This is a genomic window from Bartonella sp. CL434QHHD, from assembly GCF_042195145.1.
Lineage (GTDB): Bacteria > Pseudomonadota > Alphaproteobacteria > Rhizobiales > Rhizobiaceae > Bartonella.
This window is the reverse complement of sequence record NZ_JBHINT010000044.1, coordinates 80,428-97,932: the sequence shown is the minus strand read 5'-3', so window position 1 is coordinate 97,932 and position 17,505 is coordinate 80,428. Positions and strand designations below refer to the sequence as shown.

Sequence of the window (17,505 nt, the reverse complement as noted above, 5' to 3'; positions counted from 1 at the left end):
TTTTACATTTTTAATTGCCCATTATAATGATAATCAAAACAATAAGATATCTTTTTTACCATTTCGTAAAAACATATGATAAATAAAACAAAAAAGTTATATGAATTCATTGAGGAGGGTGAGTGTGCGTAAAATCCGGAAAGCAGTATTCCCAGTAGCAGGTCTTGGTACGCGTTTCCTTCCTGCGACAAAAACGATTCCTAAAGAAATGCTAACAGTTGTTGATAAACCTGTTATTCAATATGTTGTGGATGAGGCGAGGGAAGCTGGTATTGAGCATTTTATTTTTGTGACTGGACGTAACAAAGCAGTCATTGAGGATTATTTTGATGCGCAAGTTGAATTATACACGACACTTGCTGAATGTGGAAAGAAAGAAGATCTTGCAAATTTATACCGTTTACAGCCATTACCAGGGTCAACTTCTTTCACTCGGCAACAGCAACCTTTGGGATTAGGGCATGCTCTTTGGTGTGCGCGTGAATTAGTTGCAGGGGAACCTTTTGCTTTGTTATTACCCGATATGTTGATACAGGCGAAAAATGGCTGTCTTTCTGAGATGATTAGTCTTTATGGAAAGGTGGGTGGGGGAAATATTATAGCAGTTCAGGAATGCGATCCTAGAGAAACACATAAATATGGTATTGTTGGGAAAGGCAAACAGATTGCAAATGGTTTTGAAATCACAAAAATGGTAGAGAAACCAGTACAAGGAACGGCACCATCAAATTTGTACATCAATGGACGTTATATTTTGCAGCCAGAAATTTTTAATATTCTTTCTACTCAAGAACGGGGAACAGGAAATGAAATTCAATTAACAGATGCTATGATACGGCTTTCAAATGAGCAAGATTTTTGGGGTTTGCAAGTAAAAGGGCGCACTTTTGATTGCGGTTCTAAAGCTGGTTTTATTGAAGCCAACGTTGCATTTTCTTTGGCACGCGCTGATATGCACAGCCACGTTTCTGCCTCATTGAAAAATTTACTGGAAACCATTAATGTTGAAAAATAATATAGATCTCTCACTTAATTTTATTGATCGAATTTGATTATGATAATACCGTCTCCTCATATGGCTTTGCAGGGTGCTGTTGTATCAGCGCTTAAAACACTTGCCAGTGAAAAGCAGGGGCTTGAAGCCCTTGAAAAAGCTCTTCTGGAAAGTCTTTCTTCTTCTTTTGAAGCGGCTGTTCAAACTATTAGAAATGCTCGTGGACATGTGGTCATTACTGGTCTTGGAAAAAGTGGTCATATAGGGACAAAAATTGCAGCAACCTTAGCCTCAACTGGAACACCTGCCTTTTTTGTTCACGCTGCAGAAGCCAATCATGGTGATCTTGGTATGATTGGATCTGATGATGTTATTCTTGCTTTATCATGGTCTGGTGAAACTCAAGAGTTAAGTGGTATTATGAGTTATGCGGCGCGTTTTCGTATTCCCCTTATTGCGATGACATCAAGTAAGCACTCTGTGTTAGGACGACAAGCTGATATTGTGCTATTATTACCAAAGATAGAAGAGGCTTGCCCCCATGGTTTAGCCCCTACAACTTCAACAATTATGCAATTGGCAATGGGAGATGCATTAGCGGTTTCTCTTTTAGAAATGCGTGGTTTTACCGCAACGGATTTCAAAATATATCATCCTGGTGGTTCTCTTGGTGCAAGCCTTAAATACGTGTGTGATATTATGCATGAGGGTGATAATATTCCTTTGGTAATGCAGGGAACATCTATGACTGAAGCGATGAATGTTTTGGTGGAAAAACATTTTGGTTGTGTTGGTGTTGTGAATCAAGAAGGTGAACTAATCGGAATTGTAACTGATGGCGACCTTGCACGTAACATTCATTTTAATTTATCAAAATTTAATGTTGACGAGGTGATGACCAAAGCTCCTAAAGTTGTAAAGCCAAATACACTTGTTGGTGCAGCAACAGCTTTTATTAATGATCATCAGATTGGTGCATTTTTCGTGGTTGAAGATAAAAAACCGATAGGAATTGTCCATTTTCATGATCTTTTGCGCATTGGCGCTGCTTAGATTAAGCTTCCTTATCAAATAAAATGTTATTTTAGGTTGAAATAGATTGCAGGATACAAAGTTATAATTTTATTGTGAGGTGGCTTTACTGATATTTTGTGGAAGAAAATGATTATTTTACGCATTTCATAATGTTTAGAAAATTCTCAGGGTAAAGATTATACCAGCCTCTTTGCGTATTTTAGAGAGGATTTTCTATCAGGAGGAGAACGGATCGCCTCCTGCTTAATGTGTGTGCTCCCTCTGTTCTTAAGAGAGGTTTCCCTTGTACTTTGTTTAAGATTTCCGCTTAAGGAAAAACTGTGCTCCTGTATGTGAGGTGCAGAGAAGTTGTGTGGCGTCATAGGACATTGTACAATTGACTCTAGAAATTGTTCCACGGAGAATAGAGCGTATTTCAATTTCTATATTTTGGGCATTGAGATAATTATATGCCCCTTCTGATAGTTTTTCTTCTGTATCTGCTGCACGCGTTTCAAAAACACCATTGTGGAAAGAAGAAATAATACCATTCTCATCAACCCATTTCCCATCAATTCCAGTTGGCATATTTGAATTATAATATTGCGAAAATTTACAGGCACTTAACAGCAAGGCGGTGATTGTAAGACATAAAATATGATAGGTATGTTTCATTTATTGCACTCTATTTAGATTATTTGCTCTCGAGTTTCTATAACATTATTAAATTACCCCATGAGTCAATATGAAAAATTTAATGAAAATCAATGAAAAAGCAAAAAAATGGAAAAAAATGCCTTAATGTTGTATTTAATTGATAGCTTGATGAAGTTCGTAAGTGAAACACAAGAGGTGAAATATTTCTTATGGTTTACAACAATTTTGATATTAAGCTGCTGAGTAGTCTCAAAGGAGATTATTGACATTATGGTTGGTCCCATTCTTGTTGCGAGTGAAGATTATGGAAGACGTATAGAACTTTCTGCTATGCTGAGAGGTTTTGGTTATCGTGTCATTGAAGCAGAAAATGGTCTCCGTACGATTGATCTTTTACACAGGCGTAAAAACATTGTGCTTGCACTCCTTGATGTCGTTATGAGTGATTTGAGTGTGAGCGATTTGATTAAAATGATTAGAGTTGCTGGTGTTTCTGTTCCTATTGTCGTTATAGCACAACAAGAGAATCAGCATTTACTCCAGAAAGCTTTAACAGCTGGAGCTATTGATTATTGGATCCATCCAGTAACATTATTACGCGTAAGAGTTACTTTGGATATTCTTGCTCTTATTTCTGCCTTGGAGCATGAGGTTCGAGATATTCGGCGAAAAAAAGAGAATCATTTACGGTTTTCTGATCTTTGCGTAAAAAGTAGAGCTATGCAGATAGTGTTAGAACAATCGAGACAAGCAGCAACTTCTTTACAGAATCTTTTGATAGAGGGGGAAGCTGGAACAGGACGTGAGACATTAGCTCGGATTATTCATCATGAGGGATTATTTTCGGAGGGTGTTTTTGTTCGCTTTCAATGTTCAGCCATCGTTGATCCAGAAGAAGAAAATCAGCAGTGGTTTAAAGAATTCCTACCATTGGTTTCTTCTCTTGAAAAAGGGACACTTTGCCTTTGTGATATTGATCGACTTGAGCCCATACAGCAAAAACGGTTTGCTCATTACCTTAAAGAGAGGGAAAGGGATACAAAAGGAGGATTTTTCCCTTTTCGGATCATTGCTATTTCAACATCGCGTTTAAAGGACTTGGTTAATGAGAACTTTTTTTTGCATAGTTTGTTTGAACAATTTTCTCACTTGTCTATTAGCGTCCCTGCTTTACGAGAATTAAGGGATGATTTTCCAGAGATTACACAACGTTTGATTGATCGCATTATCACAGAAACAGGGCGATCACATGTCCATGGTTTAGCAGGCTCTGCTCTTTCCTTGCTTATGCAGTATGATTGGCCTGGCAATAGAAATGAGCTTGAAACCTTTTTATTTCGTGCGATTTTACTCAGTGAAGGACCGTTATTAACTGTTCGAGATTTTCCGCAATTAATGGGAAATTCATTAATGAATGTTCCCAATATCATTGAGGGTAATATACAAGAAGATAATGAACAAGAATCGATAAAATTTTTGAATACTGATGGGCATGTGCGTACTTTTGCAGAGATGGAACATGATATTATAGAGAAAGCGATTAAACATTATAAAGGACATATGAGTGAGATTGCGCGCCGCCTTCATATTGGTCGCTCTACACTTTATAGAAAAATGGAAGAATTGAGAGCAATAAGAAATCAAGAACGAAAGTAAAATTCATAACAACTTTCTCTTCATGACAAGCATGAGTTTCAAAAAAATAGAGTGGATTTTGATAAAGTTCGTGGGGGAAGCTTAAGAAAACAATTATTTATTGTAAAATTTATCTATAGAGGATGATTTTGTAGATTTAAATCAAATATAAATTTTATGTGATTATTTTAATCGTTTGTTTCAATTTATACAATTTTAGTTAAGTTTACATTTATTAAAACAGAGAAGCATTTTTAAAAACTTTTAAATACTACCGCTAAAATTTTTGTATCATCAATATTAAATTTATACTCTCTTAAGCAAGAAGTGGCATTTTATCTGCTATACGATTAAGATAAAGTGATTAGTGTTATCGTTTGCATTACTGATGATGTGATAGTTTAAAATAGAAAGTTTATCCTCTTTGACTCTTTTACAGATTGTTATTGGTTTTGTCCTCTTTTTTTTTTATTGCATCTATGTTGGCAATCTACACCTATGGGCGTTTTGTGAAAAATGCTAGGGGGCAGTGTTCTTATGCGTTACCTATTCAGAAAGATGAAACTAAGCTTGATCGTATCGTCAGTCAATTAGCTGAGGAAGAAAATGGATTGGGGATTGATAAAGATGCCCTTTCCCTCATTATCAGCAATTTGGATGCGTTTTGTGTTCGTGCAATAGGAGCTGCAGAGGCTGGGCGTAGCCTTGATCTGATGTATTATATTTGGGACGATGATTTAACGGGGCGCCTATTATTAAGTGAAATAGTTGAGGCAGCAGATCGGGGTGTTCGGGTACGGCTTCTTTTGGATGATATTAATGCTCAGGCACGTGATCCAGCTTATATTGCGCTAGATAAACATCCTCATATTGAGGTGAGAATGTTTAATCCAGGGCGATCTCGTAAAGGTGGTTTACGCCGTGGTTTAGAAATTATATTACGGGCAATTACCGTAACACGTAGAATGCATAATAAAGCTTTTATTGTTGATGGCAGGGTCGCTTTTGTAGGAGGACGTAATCTTGCAGATTCTTATTTTGATGCTGGTAAAGAATCTCATTTTCGAGATTTAGATTTGATGTTAATCGGTCCCTCTGTTAAAAAGGTAGAAAGTATCTTTGATGATTTTTGGAATAGTGCTGTTGTTTTACCAATTCATACTTTGGTTGTTCCTAAAAGCGCAAGTGATCTTAGCTATTGGAAAGATAAATTACGAAAGTTTCGTGATTCCAAGGTTGCAAAAGTTTATTTAGATTATGTCAAAGAGCACATTAACTTTAATTGTTTTATCCAAACAGGAAAGCGGTTATTTTTAGCAGACAAAGTTGTTGTTCTTTCTGATCCTCCAGAAAAAGCATTGCGTAAAAAAGCAAGCAATTGGCTTATGAAGGCACTTTCAAAGGTTATTGGAAATGCCCAAAAAACGGTTCAGATTACGTCACCTTATTTTGTTCCTGGTAAGGTTGGCACGCAGAATTTTAGTAATTTGGTTTCAAAGGGTGTTGATGTCAAAATTCTGACAAATTCTTTAGCAGCTACTGATGTAGCATTAGTGCATGGTGGTTATGTACCGTATCGTAAGGCATTGTTGAAAAGTGGTGTTAATCTTTATGAATTAAAAGCGGAAGGCAATACTCATGGGTTACGATTGTTTCGATCGAGTAAGGCAAGTTTACATGCCAAAGCTTTTTTAATTGATCGTAAAACAGCTTTTATTGGATCTTTAAATTTTGATCCAAGATCAGCATCATTAAATACAGAAATGGGCATTCTTTTTGAATGTGCACCCATTACAGCAAGATTAGATTTGTTGTTTTCTGAAGAAACTACAGGGGAAATGAGCTATCATCTGCGTCTTGGTGATAATAATCGTATTTATTGGGATTTTATTGAAAATGAAAAAAAATATAGCATTGACTATGAGCCAGAAAGCAATTTTTGGCGTCGCGCATTTGCAAAAATAATAAGTTGGTTACCTATTGAATCACAATTGTAAATTTTTATAAACCACACTTAAAAAAATATTTTATTTTTCTTTTCATTTTGTTTGTAGCATGGCATAATTTTTTGCCAATCTACCATGTATGAGAACCGCAGTTGTATTTTAAAGCTCCTTGCGGTGTTTTATTATAAAAGGAATTTTGCTATGGCAAAGATTGTTGAAACGGGGACAGGTGCATTGGCACTGACTTTTGATGATGTACTTTTACAACCCGGTCATTCTCTTGTTATGCCTAGTCAAGTGGATCTCAGTACGCGCATTGCAGCGGATATTAAGCTCAATTTGCCATTGCTTTCTGCGGCAATGGATACGGTAACAGAATCGCGTTTGGCTATTGCGATGGCTCAAGCTGGTGGTCTTGGGGTTATTCATCGTAATATGTCTCCTGCAGAGCAGGCAGAAGAGGTCCGCCAAGTAAAAAAGTTTGAATCTGGTATGGTTGTTAATCCAGTCACCATTGGACCAGATGCAACACTTGAAGAAGCAAAATCTTTGATGCGCTCTCATGGTATTTCCGGTATTCCGGTTGTTGAAAATGGTGCTAAAGGTGAAACTGCTGGACGGCTTGTTGGCATTTTGACAAATAGGGATGTACGTTTTGCATCGGATCCCAAACAAAAAATTTATGAATTAATGACGCATGAAAATTTAATCACAGTGCGTGAAAATGTTCAACTCAATGAAGCAAAGTATCTTTTACACCATCATCGTATTGAAAAATTATTAGTTGTGGATGAACAGAATCGTTGTGTCGGACTGATAACAGTTAAGGATATTGAAAAAGCAAAATTAAATCCAAACGCTGCCAAAGATTCGCAAGGTCGCTTGCGTGTTGCAGCTGCAAGTAGTGTAGGGGACGATGGGTTTGAGCGGGCTGAACGATTAATTGATGCAGGTGTTGATATTCTAGTGATTGATACTGCACATGGACATTCTCAGCGTGTATTAGACACAGTTGAGCGTATTAAAAAAATGACGTTTTCTCCAGCCATTATTGCTGGTAATGTCGCAACTCCGCAAGCAACACAGGCTTTGATTGACAGTGGTGCGGATGCTATAAAAGTTGGTATTGGTCCTGGTTCTATTTGCACAACGCGAATTGTTGCAGGTGTTGGTGTTCCTCAGCTTGCAGCCATTATGAGTGCGGCAGAAATTGCTGATAAGGTCGGTATTCCCGTTATTGCTGATGGGGGGATAAAAGCTTCGGGTGATTTTGCTAAAGCCTTAGCAGGTGGGGCTTGTGCTGCTATGATTGGCTCTCTTTTAGCGGGTACAGAAGAAAGCCCTGGTGAAGTTTATCTATATCAAGGACGATCCTTTAAAGCTTATCGCGGCATGGGATCTGTTGGTGCTATGGCACGAGGATCGGCAGATCGCTATTTTCAAGATGATGTTCGTGATGAACTTAAGTTGGTTCCTGAGGGTGTAGAGGGGCAGGTGGCTTATAAAGGTCCTATAGCATCAGTTCTACATCAGCTTGCTGGTGGACTTCGTGCTTCGATGGGGTATGTTGGAGCAAAAGATCTTGTAGAGTTTCGTGAAAAAGCAACGTTTGTACGTATTACGAATGCGGGACTCCATGAAAGTCATACGCATGATGTTTCCATCACACGAGAGAGTCCAAATTATCGTGGGCCAGTTTAAAGATACAAGATCCTAATGTCATATTGCATAAATATAAAATCTTCCGAGAATAAGAAAGAGAGACTGCGCTTTTTTCTGTTTGTAATTTGGTGTAATAATCCCAAAAAGGAAAGAATTAGAGGTCAAAACTCTAATTCTTTCTGTTAAGACTATATGAAATAAGTTATATAAAATTAGAATTAACTTTTTGTTGTCTTCCGTCCAGTCTTTGACGCACGTTGGCGAGTGTTTGTCTGATCACTTTGGATGGATTTCTTTCCGTTGTTTGAGGGCATTGTATTATGACGGCTTTTAGACGAAGTTGTTTTTCCATTATTATAAGTCATTATTTTCTCCTTTTAAATTGTCTGGCAGTTGCCATTAGAGTAAAAACGGTCATGCCAAATAGTGGTTCCAAGCATTTTCTAAAAAGTTAATTTTTTGTTGAACGTAAGATGAAATTGTTTAATTTTATGAGAAGACTTTTTCTATTTTTTCAGCAGGATAGCCGTACAAAGATGGGAGATATTTGATTTTTTCGTAATGCATGGCGGAAATAAGTTCTTTATGGATGGCTACGTATCTTTTAGCATAAGAGGTAGAAGGATAAAAAGCGAATGGGCAGAAGATGAAAGGAAAAATCTAGATACTCTAAATTGGATTTTATAAAAAAGTATGATCAGATCATTTTAATATTGAATATAAATTTTTTATGGCTTTGAGAAGGTTCCATTGGCAAGAAGACGATAATATTATTTTTTTAGATGATTTAAAATTTTATTATTTTAATGGGAGAAATGAATGCGATTAGGTGGGCGTTTGCAAGCAGCAATAGATGTTCTCAAAGAGATAGAAATGAAGCATCGCCCAGTAGGAGCAGCTTTAAAGGATTGGGGGCTTTCTCATCGCTTTGCTGGAGCAGGTGATCGCGCAGCTATTGGTACAATCGTTTATGATGTTTTAAGACGACGTTATTCTTTACAATGGCGTATGGAGAGTGATGATATCCGAGATATCGTTTTTGGTGCCTTATTAGATTATGGAAAAATGACGCTGGAGCAAATTGACGGTGAGTTGGCAGAAGATCGGTTTGCACCACAGTTATTAGGGGCTAAGCAGCGTAAATCGTGGCAAGGTCAGCAATTAGTGGATGCTCCAGACTATATTCGTGGTGATATTCCACAATGGTGTCAAGCGCATCTGCGTCCTTTATTTGGTGATAATTGGATCACTGAAGCGGCTGCGTTAGCAACGCGTCCTTCTTTAGATCTACGGGTAAATAACCTAAAGGCAACACCAGAAAAGGTGCTGAAAGAATTAGCAAAAACCAAACTTAAATCTTTTCCATGGTTTGGGCAAGCTTTAAGAATTGCACCGATTGAAAAGTTTAATCGTCATCCCAATGTTCAAGTGGAACAAGCTTTTCAAAAAGGACACTTTGAAATACAGGATTTAGGATCTCAAATTGTTGCTCACCTTGTGGACGCGCAAGAGAGCATGCAGGTATTAGATTATTGTGCAGGTGCTGGGGGCAAAACATTAGCTTTAGCTTCCGATATGAACAATCGTGGACAAATTTATGCTTATGATTCCGATAAAGCGCGCTTAGCTCCTATTTTTGATCGTCTTCGACGCGCTGGTGTTCGTAATGTACAAACACGAGCACAAAAAGAAGAATTGAAGCCATTAATAGGCCAGATGGATAGAGTTCTACTAGATGCACCATGTAGTGGGACAGGAATATGGCGTCGTCGTCCAGATGCGAAATGGCGTTTAACATTAGAACAGGTGAAACAACGCCAAACAGAACAGAGGGCTATTTTGAATGAAGCGATAGCTTATCTTAAGCCAAATGGGCGCCTAATCTATATTACCTGTTCTCTTTTTACAGATGAAAATGAGGAACAAATTTCCCATTTCCTTCAACAACATTCTCATTTTTCTCCAATAGATATGCCAGCGCTTTGGCAGAAACATTTTAGTTTTTCTCCTGTGCAACCAGTTTTTTCAAATTATGGACTTACTTTGTCGCCAGCCACAACACAAACAGATGGGTTCTTTTTATCTGTGTTGCAAAAAAAACATTGATCCATATTTTTGCACTTTTTATCATAAACTTTACGAGAATAATCTTTTTCTTAAGAAAACAGGCTTGTGAAAAGAGAAAGATTAAATCATAACTCTCATGAGTTTTCTTTTACAATTGTTGATTGGTTTTCTATGAGCATATCACATCCAGACACTGTTCTTATTATTGACTTTGGTTCACAAGTTACACAACTTATTGCACGACGGGTACGAGCAATGGGGGTATATTGTGAAATTGCTCCTTTTCAATTGGCTTTAGAAGTTGTGCGCCGCATAAATCCTAAAGCTATTATTTTATCAGGGAGTCCTTATTCCGTTATTGATGAGGGCTCTCCGCGTGCTCCAATGGAAATTTTTGAGGCGGGTATTCCGATTCTGGGTATTTGCTATGGTGAACAAGTCATGTGTGTTCAGCTTGGAGGAAAGGTTGAAGTTGGGCATGAGCGTGAATTTGGGCGTGCTTTTTTGGAAGTGCAAGAAGAGAGTGCCCTTTTTGATGGAGTGTGGAAAAAAGGTTCTCGTTATCAAGTATGGATGAGCCATGGTGACCGTGTGGCAGCTTTACCAGAAGGTTTTCGTGTCATAGGAACCTCAAAAGGAGCTCCCTATGCGGCTATTGCGGATGAAAAAAGACATTTTTATGCGGTACAGTTTCATCCTGAAGTTATCCATACACCGGATGGTACAAAACTTTTGCAAAATTTTGTTCATAAGATCTCTGCTATTACAGGCAATTGGTCAATGGCTTCTTATCGTGAGCAGGCAATTGCTACGATACGACAAAAAGTTGGGAAAAGTCGTGTGATTTGTGGTCTTTCAGGGGGAGTGGATTCATCTGTTGTAGCGGTACTCCTTCATGAAGCTATAGGAGATCAACTGACATGTATTTTGGTAGACCATGGGCTGATGCGCAAGAATGAAGCTGAAGAAGTTCTCACGCTCTTTCGTGATCACTATAATATAGAGCTTATTCACGTTAATGCTGCTGATGTGTTTCTTAATGCTTTAAAAGGTGAGACAGATCCAGAAAAAAAACGCAAAACAATTGGTCGCCTTTTTATTGAAGTTTTTGAAGAAGAAACGAAAAAAATAGGAGGTGCAGAGTTTTTAGCACAAGGAACACTTTATCCAGATGTTATTGAGAGTGTGTCTGCTATTGGTGAAACGGTAACCATTAAAAGCCATCATAATGTGGGTGGGCTACCAGAACAGATGAAGATGAAACTTGTAGAACCGTTACGTGAGCTCTTTAAGGATGAGGTTCGCTCGCTAGGACGAGAGTTAGGGCTACCGGAGCAGTTTATTGGTCGCCATCCTTTTCCAGGTCCCGGCCTTGCAATTCGGTGTCCAGGTGCTGTAACACGTGAAAAATTAGAAATTTTACGCGAAGCAGATGCTATTTATCTTGAGGAAATCCGTAAGGCCGGTCTTTATGATGAAATTTGGCAAGCTTTTGCTGTTCTTCTTCCAGTTCAAACTGTTGGTGTTATGGGGGATGATCGCACTTATGAATTTGTTTGTGCTCTTCGCGCTGTCACATCTGTAGATGGAATGACCGCTGATTTTTATCCCTATGATATGGCATTTTTAAGTAAGACAGCAGCACGTATTATTAACGAAGTTAGAGGGATTAATCGTGTTGTATATGATGTAACCTCAAAGCCTCCTGGTACTATTGAATGGGAATAATTGAAATGAAGAATAAGCCTTTATCTGACAATCTGTACGTCAATATCGTTTAAAATTGAGAAGTGTGGGATTTTGCATGTCTGAGAAAAAAATTGTTGCACACCGTGGAGGAGCTCATCTTTATCCTGAAAATACCCTTTCAGCATTTAATAATGCTATAGCGTTAGGTGTTGATGAAGTTGAATGCGACGTTCATTTGCTGAAAAGCGGTGAAGTGGTTGTCTTTCACGACTTCCGTTTAGACCAATTGGTTGGGAAAAAGGGGTATATTCACGACATTGATAATGAAACACGCAAACAACTCTGCGTGAAAGGAAGCCAAGAAGCACCTCCCTTATTAGAAGAAGTGCTTGATCTTTTAGCACCAACGAATGTTGCGTTGCATCTTGAAATCAAAACATGTGGTGAAGTGGAGCGTGAAACAATATTATCCCAAAAAGCGCTTGCACTAATAAAAAGCCGAAATTTATTAGAACGGGTTTCTGCAATTAGTTTTGATCCTTTTATCCTTCGTCCTTTTATTGAAGCAGGAATACCATCTGGTCCATGTGTTGATAATTTTGAAGGTGATATGTACCGTCATTTTTCTGAATGGAAGCAATTAGGTTATTCTGATCTAAGTTTAGATGGCTCCATTGTTTCACAGAACTTTATTGAATCAGCTCTTGAGGCTGGTTTTACTGTAGGGGTATGGACAATTAATGGAAAAGCTCGGTTATCACATTGGCTTGATATGCCTGTACATTACATTACGACAGATCAACCTGATCTCGCATTGCAATTGCGTGCACAAAGGTAAAAAACACATCAACACAAAAGGAACTATATATTTTCATAAAGTTAGCGTAATAAAAGAATAAAAATTATCTAATATATAACAATAATACATTGATTTATAATGATAATTAATGGTTTATTCATGTGAATAATAGACCTTAATACATAAGATTTTCTTATTTCAAATCTTTTTACAATGAATCAATCAAAATCATTCCTTTGCACATTACAAGCAGGGTTGGTGTGTGGATAAAAAATGATTGAGAAAAGAATAAAAATATTCATTTAACGTATTTTAAATGCAAGATTTGTTGAAGCATTAGGGTCTCACATGATGATGTCGTTTTGCACTTTTATGAAGTGTAAAAGTGATGGTATACAAAAAGTCTTATATACTTTAGTGGAGAGGCTTTATGGCTTATATTATAGGAGCTATCACGAAATGTAGATGTATTGAAAGATTTTTTAACAGCATGGAAATTGGTCATACATTGTCATTTTGTTTTGCGTGAGGGGCGTGATCTTGTTACAGGGAAAGAGACTATTAAGCGCTCAAAATGATTTTTAATTTTAAGAAAAGTTTTATTTGTCTCTTCGTTAATACATAAGAATGCTTATAAAAGAAAATGAATAAATTTAAACAAATTCATTTGACCTTTTGGTGGTTCCTGTTTAAATGAGAGAATATGTTTCTGAAATAAAACTGTCATAGCATGTTCATGTGTAATACTATAAATTTAGGGGTAGTTTGTATTCCATCACTTCAGAAAGGGTGAACCATGAGTCGTTTTTATCTTTCCATAGCGGCCACGGTTGCTATCATAATGTCCACAGCGGGAATAACAGCAAGTTTTGCGCAGACAAAAATCAGCTTTTGGCATTCTATGAGTGGTGAATTAGGAAAGCAAACTGAAAGTCTCATTAACGATTTTAATGCAAGTCAATCTGAGTATAAAGTTGTTTCTTCATATCGCGGTGAATATGAAGAGGGGTTGATTTCACTTATTGCAGCATTTCGTGGAAAGAAACAGCCAGTACTTGCCCAAATTTATGACGTTGGTACTGGAACTATGATGGCTGCAAAAGGCGCAATCTACCCATTTTATCAACTTATGGCTGATACAAAACAAGAATTTGATCCTACAGATTATTTCCCTGCTATTAGTGGTTATTACTCCGATGAACAGGGGCGTATGGTTTCTATGCCATTCAATATTTCAACACCCATCCTTTATTATAACAAAGATATCTTTAAAAAAGCAGGGCTTGATCCAGAACAGCCTCCTAAAACGTGGCAAGATATAGAAAACTTTTCCAAAAAAATTCTTGAGACTAAAGCAGCAACTTGTGGTTTTACAATGGCTTATGCCGCTCAATGGATTGGTATAGAAAATTTTTCAGCGTTGCATAATGTTCCGTTTGGAACAAAGGAAAATGGCTTTAAAGGACTTGATTCAGAACTTACATTTAATGGACCTTTACAAGTGCGTATGTGGACTGACCTGAAAAAGTGGTCTGATCAAGGTATTTTCCGCTATGGTGGTCCAGCAGGTGCATTAGATTCAACACCAATGTTTATGGCACAAAATTGTGCAATTTTTATGCAATCTTCAGGATCACATGCTGGAATTGTTTCTGAAGCTCAGTTTAATGTGGGGGTTGGTATGCTACCGTACTATAAGGATACAGAAGGAGCACCACAAAATTCAGTTATTGGGGGAGCTTCTATTTGGGCGTTTAAGGGCCATACCCCAAAGGAATATGCAGGGGCAGCCGCTTTTCTTAAATTTCTTTCGAAAACAGAAAATCAAGCAAAATGGCATCAGGAGACAGGTTATCTTCCAACCACAAAAGCAACTTATGAATTGAGTAAAAAACAACATTTCTATGAAAAAACGCCAGGTGCGGATATAGCTATCAAACAGATTAATCTTAATCCACCAACAGTTAACTCAAAAGGGATAAGATTTGGTAATTTACCACAAATCCGTGCCATTCTTGATCAAGAGTTGGAAGCTGTTCTTAGTGGTTCAAAAACGCCGAAAGATGGTTTAGATGAGACCGTTGAACGTGGAAATAAACTCTTGCGTGAATTTGAAAGATCTAATCATTAATTTCGTTTTATTGTTAAACATTAAAGACTCAACAAAAACAGTTGAGTCCTTTTTGTTTACCTTTTTAAAGTCTCTACATTTAAAGAGCCCTACGAATGCAAGAAAAACATGCATATTTTAAAAATAATCTACTTTCTTATGGACTGCTTTTTCCTCAGCTTTTTGTGACTTTTTTGTTTTTCTTTTGGCCTGCTGCTCAAGCAATAAAATCATCTTTTGAGCGTGAAGACCCTTTTGGCTTTACAACAACCTTTATTGGTTTTGAGAATTATCTAACCGTTCTTTCTGATCCTACTTATCGGCAATCGCTTCTTACAACCGCAGTATTTTCCATCTCAGTTACTGTCGCTTCAATGACAATATCACTTCTCTTAGCTGTCTGTGTTGATCGTGTCATCCGTGCAAAAAAGGCTTATACAATGCTTTTGCTTTGGCCCTATGCTGTTGCTCCAGTATTGGCAGGTATATTATGGCTGTTTATCTTTCATCCCACCATCGGAATTATGCCTTTTCTTCTCGAGAAAATAGGAGTGCTATGGAATTATCGTATTAATGGCACTCAAGCAATGATTCTTATTGTCATTGCGGCTAGTTGGAAACAAATTTCTTACAATTTTCTCTTTTTTCTTACAGGTCTTCAGTCTGTTCCGCGTTCTCAAATAGAAGCAGCCGCCATTGATGGTGCTGGTCCCTTTAAACGATTTTGGACAGTGGTCTTCCCGCAAATTTCACCAACGACGTTTTTCCTTCTTATTGTCAATGTCAATTATGTTATGTTTGATACTTTTGGTATTATTGATAATACAACTTCTGGAGGTCCTGCGCGTGCAACGAGCATACTCGTCTATAAAGTATATGACGATGGCTTTAGAAATCAAATAATCGGTGCATCAGCAGCACAATCAACAATATTGATGTTGATGGTTATTGTCTTAACGTTTATCCAGTTTCGCTGGATTGAGCGCCGTGTACAATATTAGGAAACAAATTATGGTTGAAAATCGCCCTGTTTTGAAATTTCTAACCCATATTACTCTCATTGTTGGTATTATCATTATTTGCTTTCCAGTTTATGTTGCTATCATTGCATCAACTCATAGTTCAGCAGCATTTAACTCAGGAACACTTCCTCTTTTGCCTGGGAAATACGCTCTGGAAAATTATAAAACAATCTTTGGTGATGGCCTTGCACGGCTAGGTTTGCCCAACCTCTGGCCACTCTTAATGAATTCATTCATTATGGCTCTTGGGATTAGTATTGGAAAAATTATTATTTCACTTTTGTCTGCTTATGCAATTATTTACATGCGCTTTCCCTTCCGAAAAACTGCTTTTGTTCTTATTTTTGTTACATTGATGCTCCCTGTCGAAGTTCGTATTCTTCCAACCTATGAGATTGTTGCAAAATTGGGGATGGTTAACACCTATAGTGGAATGATTATTCCACTTATTGCATCTGCAACCGCTACATTTTTATTTCGCCAGTTTTTTTTGACTGTTCCAGATGAACTCTTAGAGGCGGCACGTGTTGATGGTGCAGGTCCAGTTAAATTTTTTAAGGATATCCTTCTTCCTCTTAGTAAAAGCAATATCGCTGCTTTATTTATCATTATGTTCATTTATGGATGGATACAATATCTCTGGCCTCTTATCATCACAACGGATCAAAATCATCAAACGATCCTTATTATTTTAAAACAGCTTATTGTCGAATCACTTCAACATGATCCTCAATGGAATATACTCATGGCAGTATCGGTTGTTGCCATGGTTCCCCCTGTTCTTGTTGTTATCTTCATGCAGCGGCTTTTTATCAAAGGCCTTATTGAAACGGAGAAGTAATTGTGGCCATAATCCAGTTATCAAATATAAAAAAACAGTATGACAACGGCATTCTGGTCATTGATGATTTAAACTTAACTGTTGCCGATAAAGAACTTCTTGTTCTTGTCGGTCCTTCAGGGTGCGGAAAATCGACCTTATTACGTATTATAGCAGGACTTGAACAAGTTACCTCAGGTGAATTATGCATTGATAACGAATGTATCAATGATCGTGAACCAGCTGATCGTGATATCGCTATGGTTTTTCAAAATTATGCCCTTTATCCCCATATGACAGTTCGTGGAAATTTAGAATATGGTCTTAAAAATCGTAAAACCCCTAAAGAAGAAATTAAAAAACGTATCGCACATGCTGCAAAGCTTTTGGAGATAGAACCATTTCTTGATCGTAAACCACGACAATTATCAGGAGGACAACGTCAGCGTGTTGCAATGGGGCGTGTGATTGTACGTCAACCCCGTGTTTTTCTCTTTGATGAACCTCTTTCAAATCTTGATGCAAAATTACGGGCGCAAATGTGTATTGAAATAAAAACACTACAGCGTTCATTAGGAACAACGAGCCTCTATGTTACCCATGATCAACTAGAAGCTATGACATTAGCTGATAGAATAGTCGTTTTGAATAAAGGAGCTATCGAGCAAATTGGAACACCAATGGAAATTTACGATACTCCAGCAACAACATTTGTTGCTGATTTTATTGGTTCTCCTCCTATGAATTTTCTTGATCGCCATGTCTTAGAACAACATTTAGGGCATTCATTTACTTATGGCGAAGAAACTGATCTTTTAGCATTCAGACCTGAAATAATCTTATTGGGCGAACATCCAGATAAAGGACCAGTCTTTCACACAAAAATTGAGCTTATCAAGCCTATTGGAACGGGTTGCCATGTTTTAACGCGTTGGAATGATATCATCTTTACGATTGAAATAAAAGAACGCTTGACATACGAATATGGTCAAAAACTAAGTTTCACAGTTGCTCATCAGAATTTTCATACTTTTAATAAAAACACAGGAAAGCGCACAAATAATAAGTAAGCATTAATTGATGTGACACG

13 protein-coding genes and 1 pseudogene are annotated in these 17,505 nt (G+C 37.5%); 12 read left to right on the top strand and 2 right to left on the bottom strand.

Translation table 11 applies throughout. The features are described 5' to 3' along the window. Nucleotides 1-124: 124 nt before the first annotated feature. Together ACFILN_RS08275 and ACFILN_RS08270 are read left to right on the top strand one after the other, a co-directional pair. Complete coding sequence (locus ACFILN_RS08275) at nucleotides 125-1,015, top strand: UTP--glucose-1-phosphate uridylyltransferase (RefSeq protein ID WP_375671258.1); 891 nt, start codon at nucleotides 125-127, stop codon at nucleotides 1,013-1,015. Between the two features lie 39 nt (nucleotides 1,016-1,054). Continuing rightward, nucleotides 1,055-2,047, top strand: coding sequence for an SIS domain-containing protein (locus tag ACFILN_RS08270; RefSeq protein ID WP_273790622.1), 993 nt, complete (start codon nucleotides 1,055-1,057; stop codon nucleotides 2,045-2,047). 276 nt (nucleotides 2,048-2,323) lie between these two features. Here ACFILN_RS08270 and ACFILN_RS08265 read toward each other — a convergent pair whose 3' ends face one another. After that, nucleotides 2,324-2,683 (bottom strand): hypothetical protein, encoded by a 360-nt coding sequence (locus tag ACFILN_RS08265; protein WP_273790621.1) that lies wholly within the window; start codon nucleotides 2,681-2,683, stop codon nucleotides 2,324-2,326. Nucleotides 2,684-2,935: 252 nt separating this feature from the next. On the opposite strand from ACFILN_RS08265, the gene ACFILN_RS08260 reads away from it, so the two are divergent. The 3 genes and pseudogenes from ACFILN_RS08260 to guaB all read left to right on the top strand — a co-directional run bounded on the left by ACFILN_RS08260 (nucleotide 2,936) and on the right by guaB (nucleotide 7,947). Next, on the top strand, nucleotides 2,936-4,321 hold the full coding sequence (locus ACFILN_RS08260; protein WP_375631094.1) for a sigma-54-dependent transcriptional regulator: 1,386 nt from the start codon (nucleotides 2,936-2,938) through the stop codon (nucleotides 4,319-4,321). A 403-nt stretch (nucleotides 4,322-4,724) separates the two neighbouring features. Continuing rightward, nucleotides 4,725-6,297 (top strand): annotated as a pseudogene (locus ACFILN_RS08255) (phospholipase D family protein). Between the two features lie 150 nt (nucleotides 6,298-6,447). After that, a complete protein-coding gene (gene guaB, locus ACFILN_RS08250; protein ID WP_273790618.1) occupies nucleotides 6,448-7,947 on the top strand; it encodes an IMP dehydrogenase in 1,500 nt (499 codons plus the stop codon). 179 nt (nucleotides 7,948-8,126) lie between these two features. On the opposite strand, the gene ACFILN_RS08245 is transcribed toward guaB, so the two are convergent. Further along, nucleotides 8,127-8,273 (bottom strand): hypothetical protein, encoded by a 147-nt coding sequence (locus tag ACFILN_RS08245; protein WP_375631092.1) that lies wholly within the window; start codon nucleotides 8,271-8,273, stop codon nucleotides 8,127-8,129. A gap of 454 nt (nucleotides 8,274-8,727) precedes the next feature. Here ACFILN_RS08245 and ACFILN_RS08240 point away from each other — a divergent pair, with 454 nt between their 5' ends. The 7 genes from ACFILN_RS08240 (at nucleotide 8,728) to ACFILN_RS08210 (ending at nucleotide 17,485) form a co-directional block, all read left to right on the top strand. Next, nucleotides 8,728-10,014: an RsmB/NOP family class I SAM-dependent RNA methyltransferase gene (locus tag ACFILN_RS08240; RefSeq protein ID WP_273790617.1), complete on the top strand. Its 1,287-nt coding sequence runs from the start codon at nucleotides 8,728-8,730 to the stop codon at nucleotides 10,012-10,014. A gap of 132 nt (nucleotides 10,015-10,146) precedes the next feature. Beyond that, nucleotides 10,147-11,703 (top strand): glutamine-hydrolyzing GMP synthase, encoded by a 1,557-nt coding sequence (gene guaA / locus ACFILN_RS08235; protein ID WP_375663296.1) that lies wholly within the window; start codon nucleotides 10,147-10,149, stop codon nucleotides 11,701-11,703. 76 nt (nucleotides 11,704-11,779) lie between these two features. Further along, nucleotides 11,780-12,502, top strand: coding sequence for a glycerophosphodiester phosphodiesterase family protein (locus ACFILN_RS08230; protein WP_273790616.1), 723 nt, complete (start codon nucleotides 11,780-11,782; stop codon nucleotides 12,500-12,502). Nucleotides 12,503-13,259: 757 nt separating this feature from the next. Further along, complete coding sequence (gene ugpB / locus ACFILN_RS08225; RefSeq protein WP_375663560.1) at nucleotides 13,260-14,594, top strand: sn-glycerol-3-phosphate ABC transporter substrate-binding protein UgpB; 1,335 nt, start codon at nucleotides 13,260-13,262, stop codon at nucleotides 14,592-14,594. Between the two features lie 95 nt (nucleotides 14,595-14,689). Further along, a complete protein-coding gene (gene ugpA / locus ACFILN_RS08220; protein ID WP_375643385.1) occupies nucleotides 14,690-15,574 on the top strand; it encodes a sn-glycerol-3-phosphate ABC transporter permease UgpA in 885 nt (294 codons plus the stop codon). A 10-nt stretch (nucleotides 15,575-15,584) separates the two neighbouring features. Beyond that, nucleotides 15,585-16,436 carry a sn-glycerol-3-phosphate ABC transporter permease UgpE gene (gene ugpE / locus ACFILN_RS08215; protein ID WP_375637593.1) on the top strand — a complete coding sequence of 284 codons (852 nt, stop codon included), beginning with the start codon at nucleotides 15,585-15,587 and terminating at the stop codon, nucleotides 16,434-16,436. Between the two features lie 2 nt (nucleotides 16,437-16,438). Beyond that, entirely contained in the window at nucleotides 16,439-17,485 is a 1,047-nt protein-coding gene (locus ACFILN_RS08210; protein WP_375631088.1) for a sn-glycerol-3-phosphate import ATP-binding protein UgpC, read from the top strand. Nucleotides 17,486-17,505: the final 20 nt, after the last annotated feature.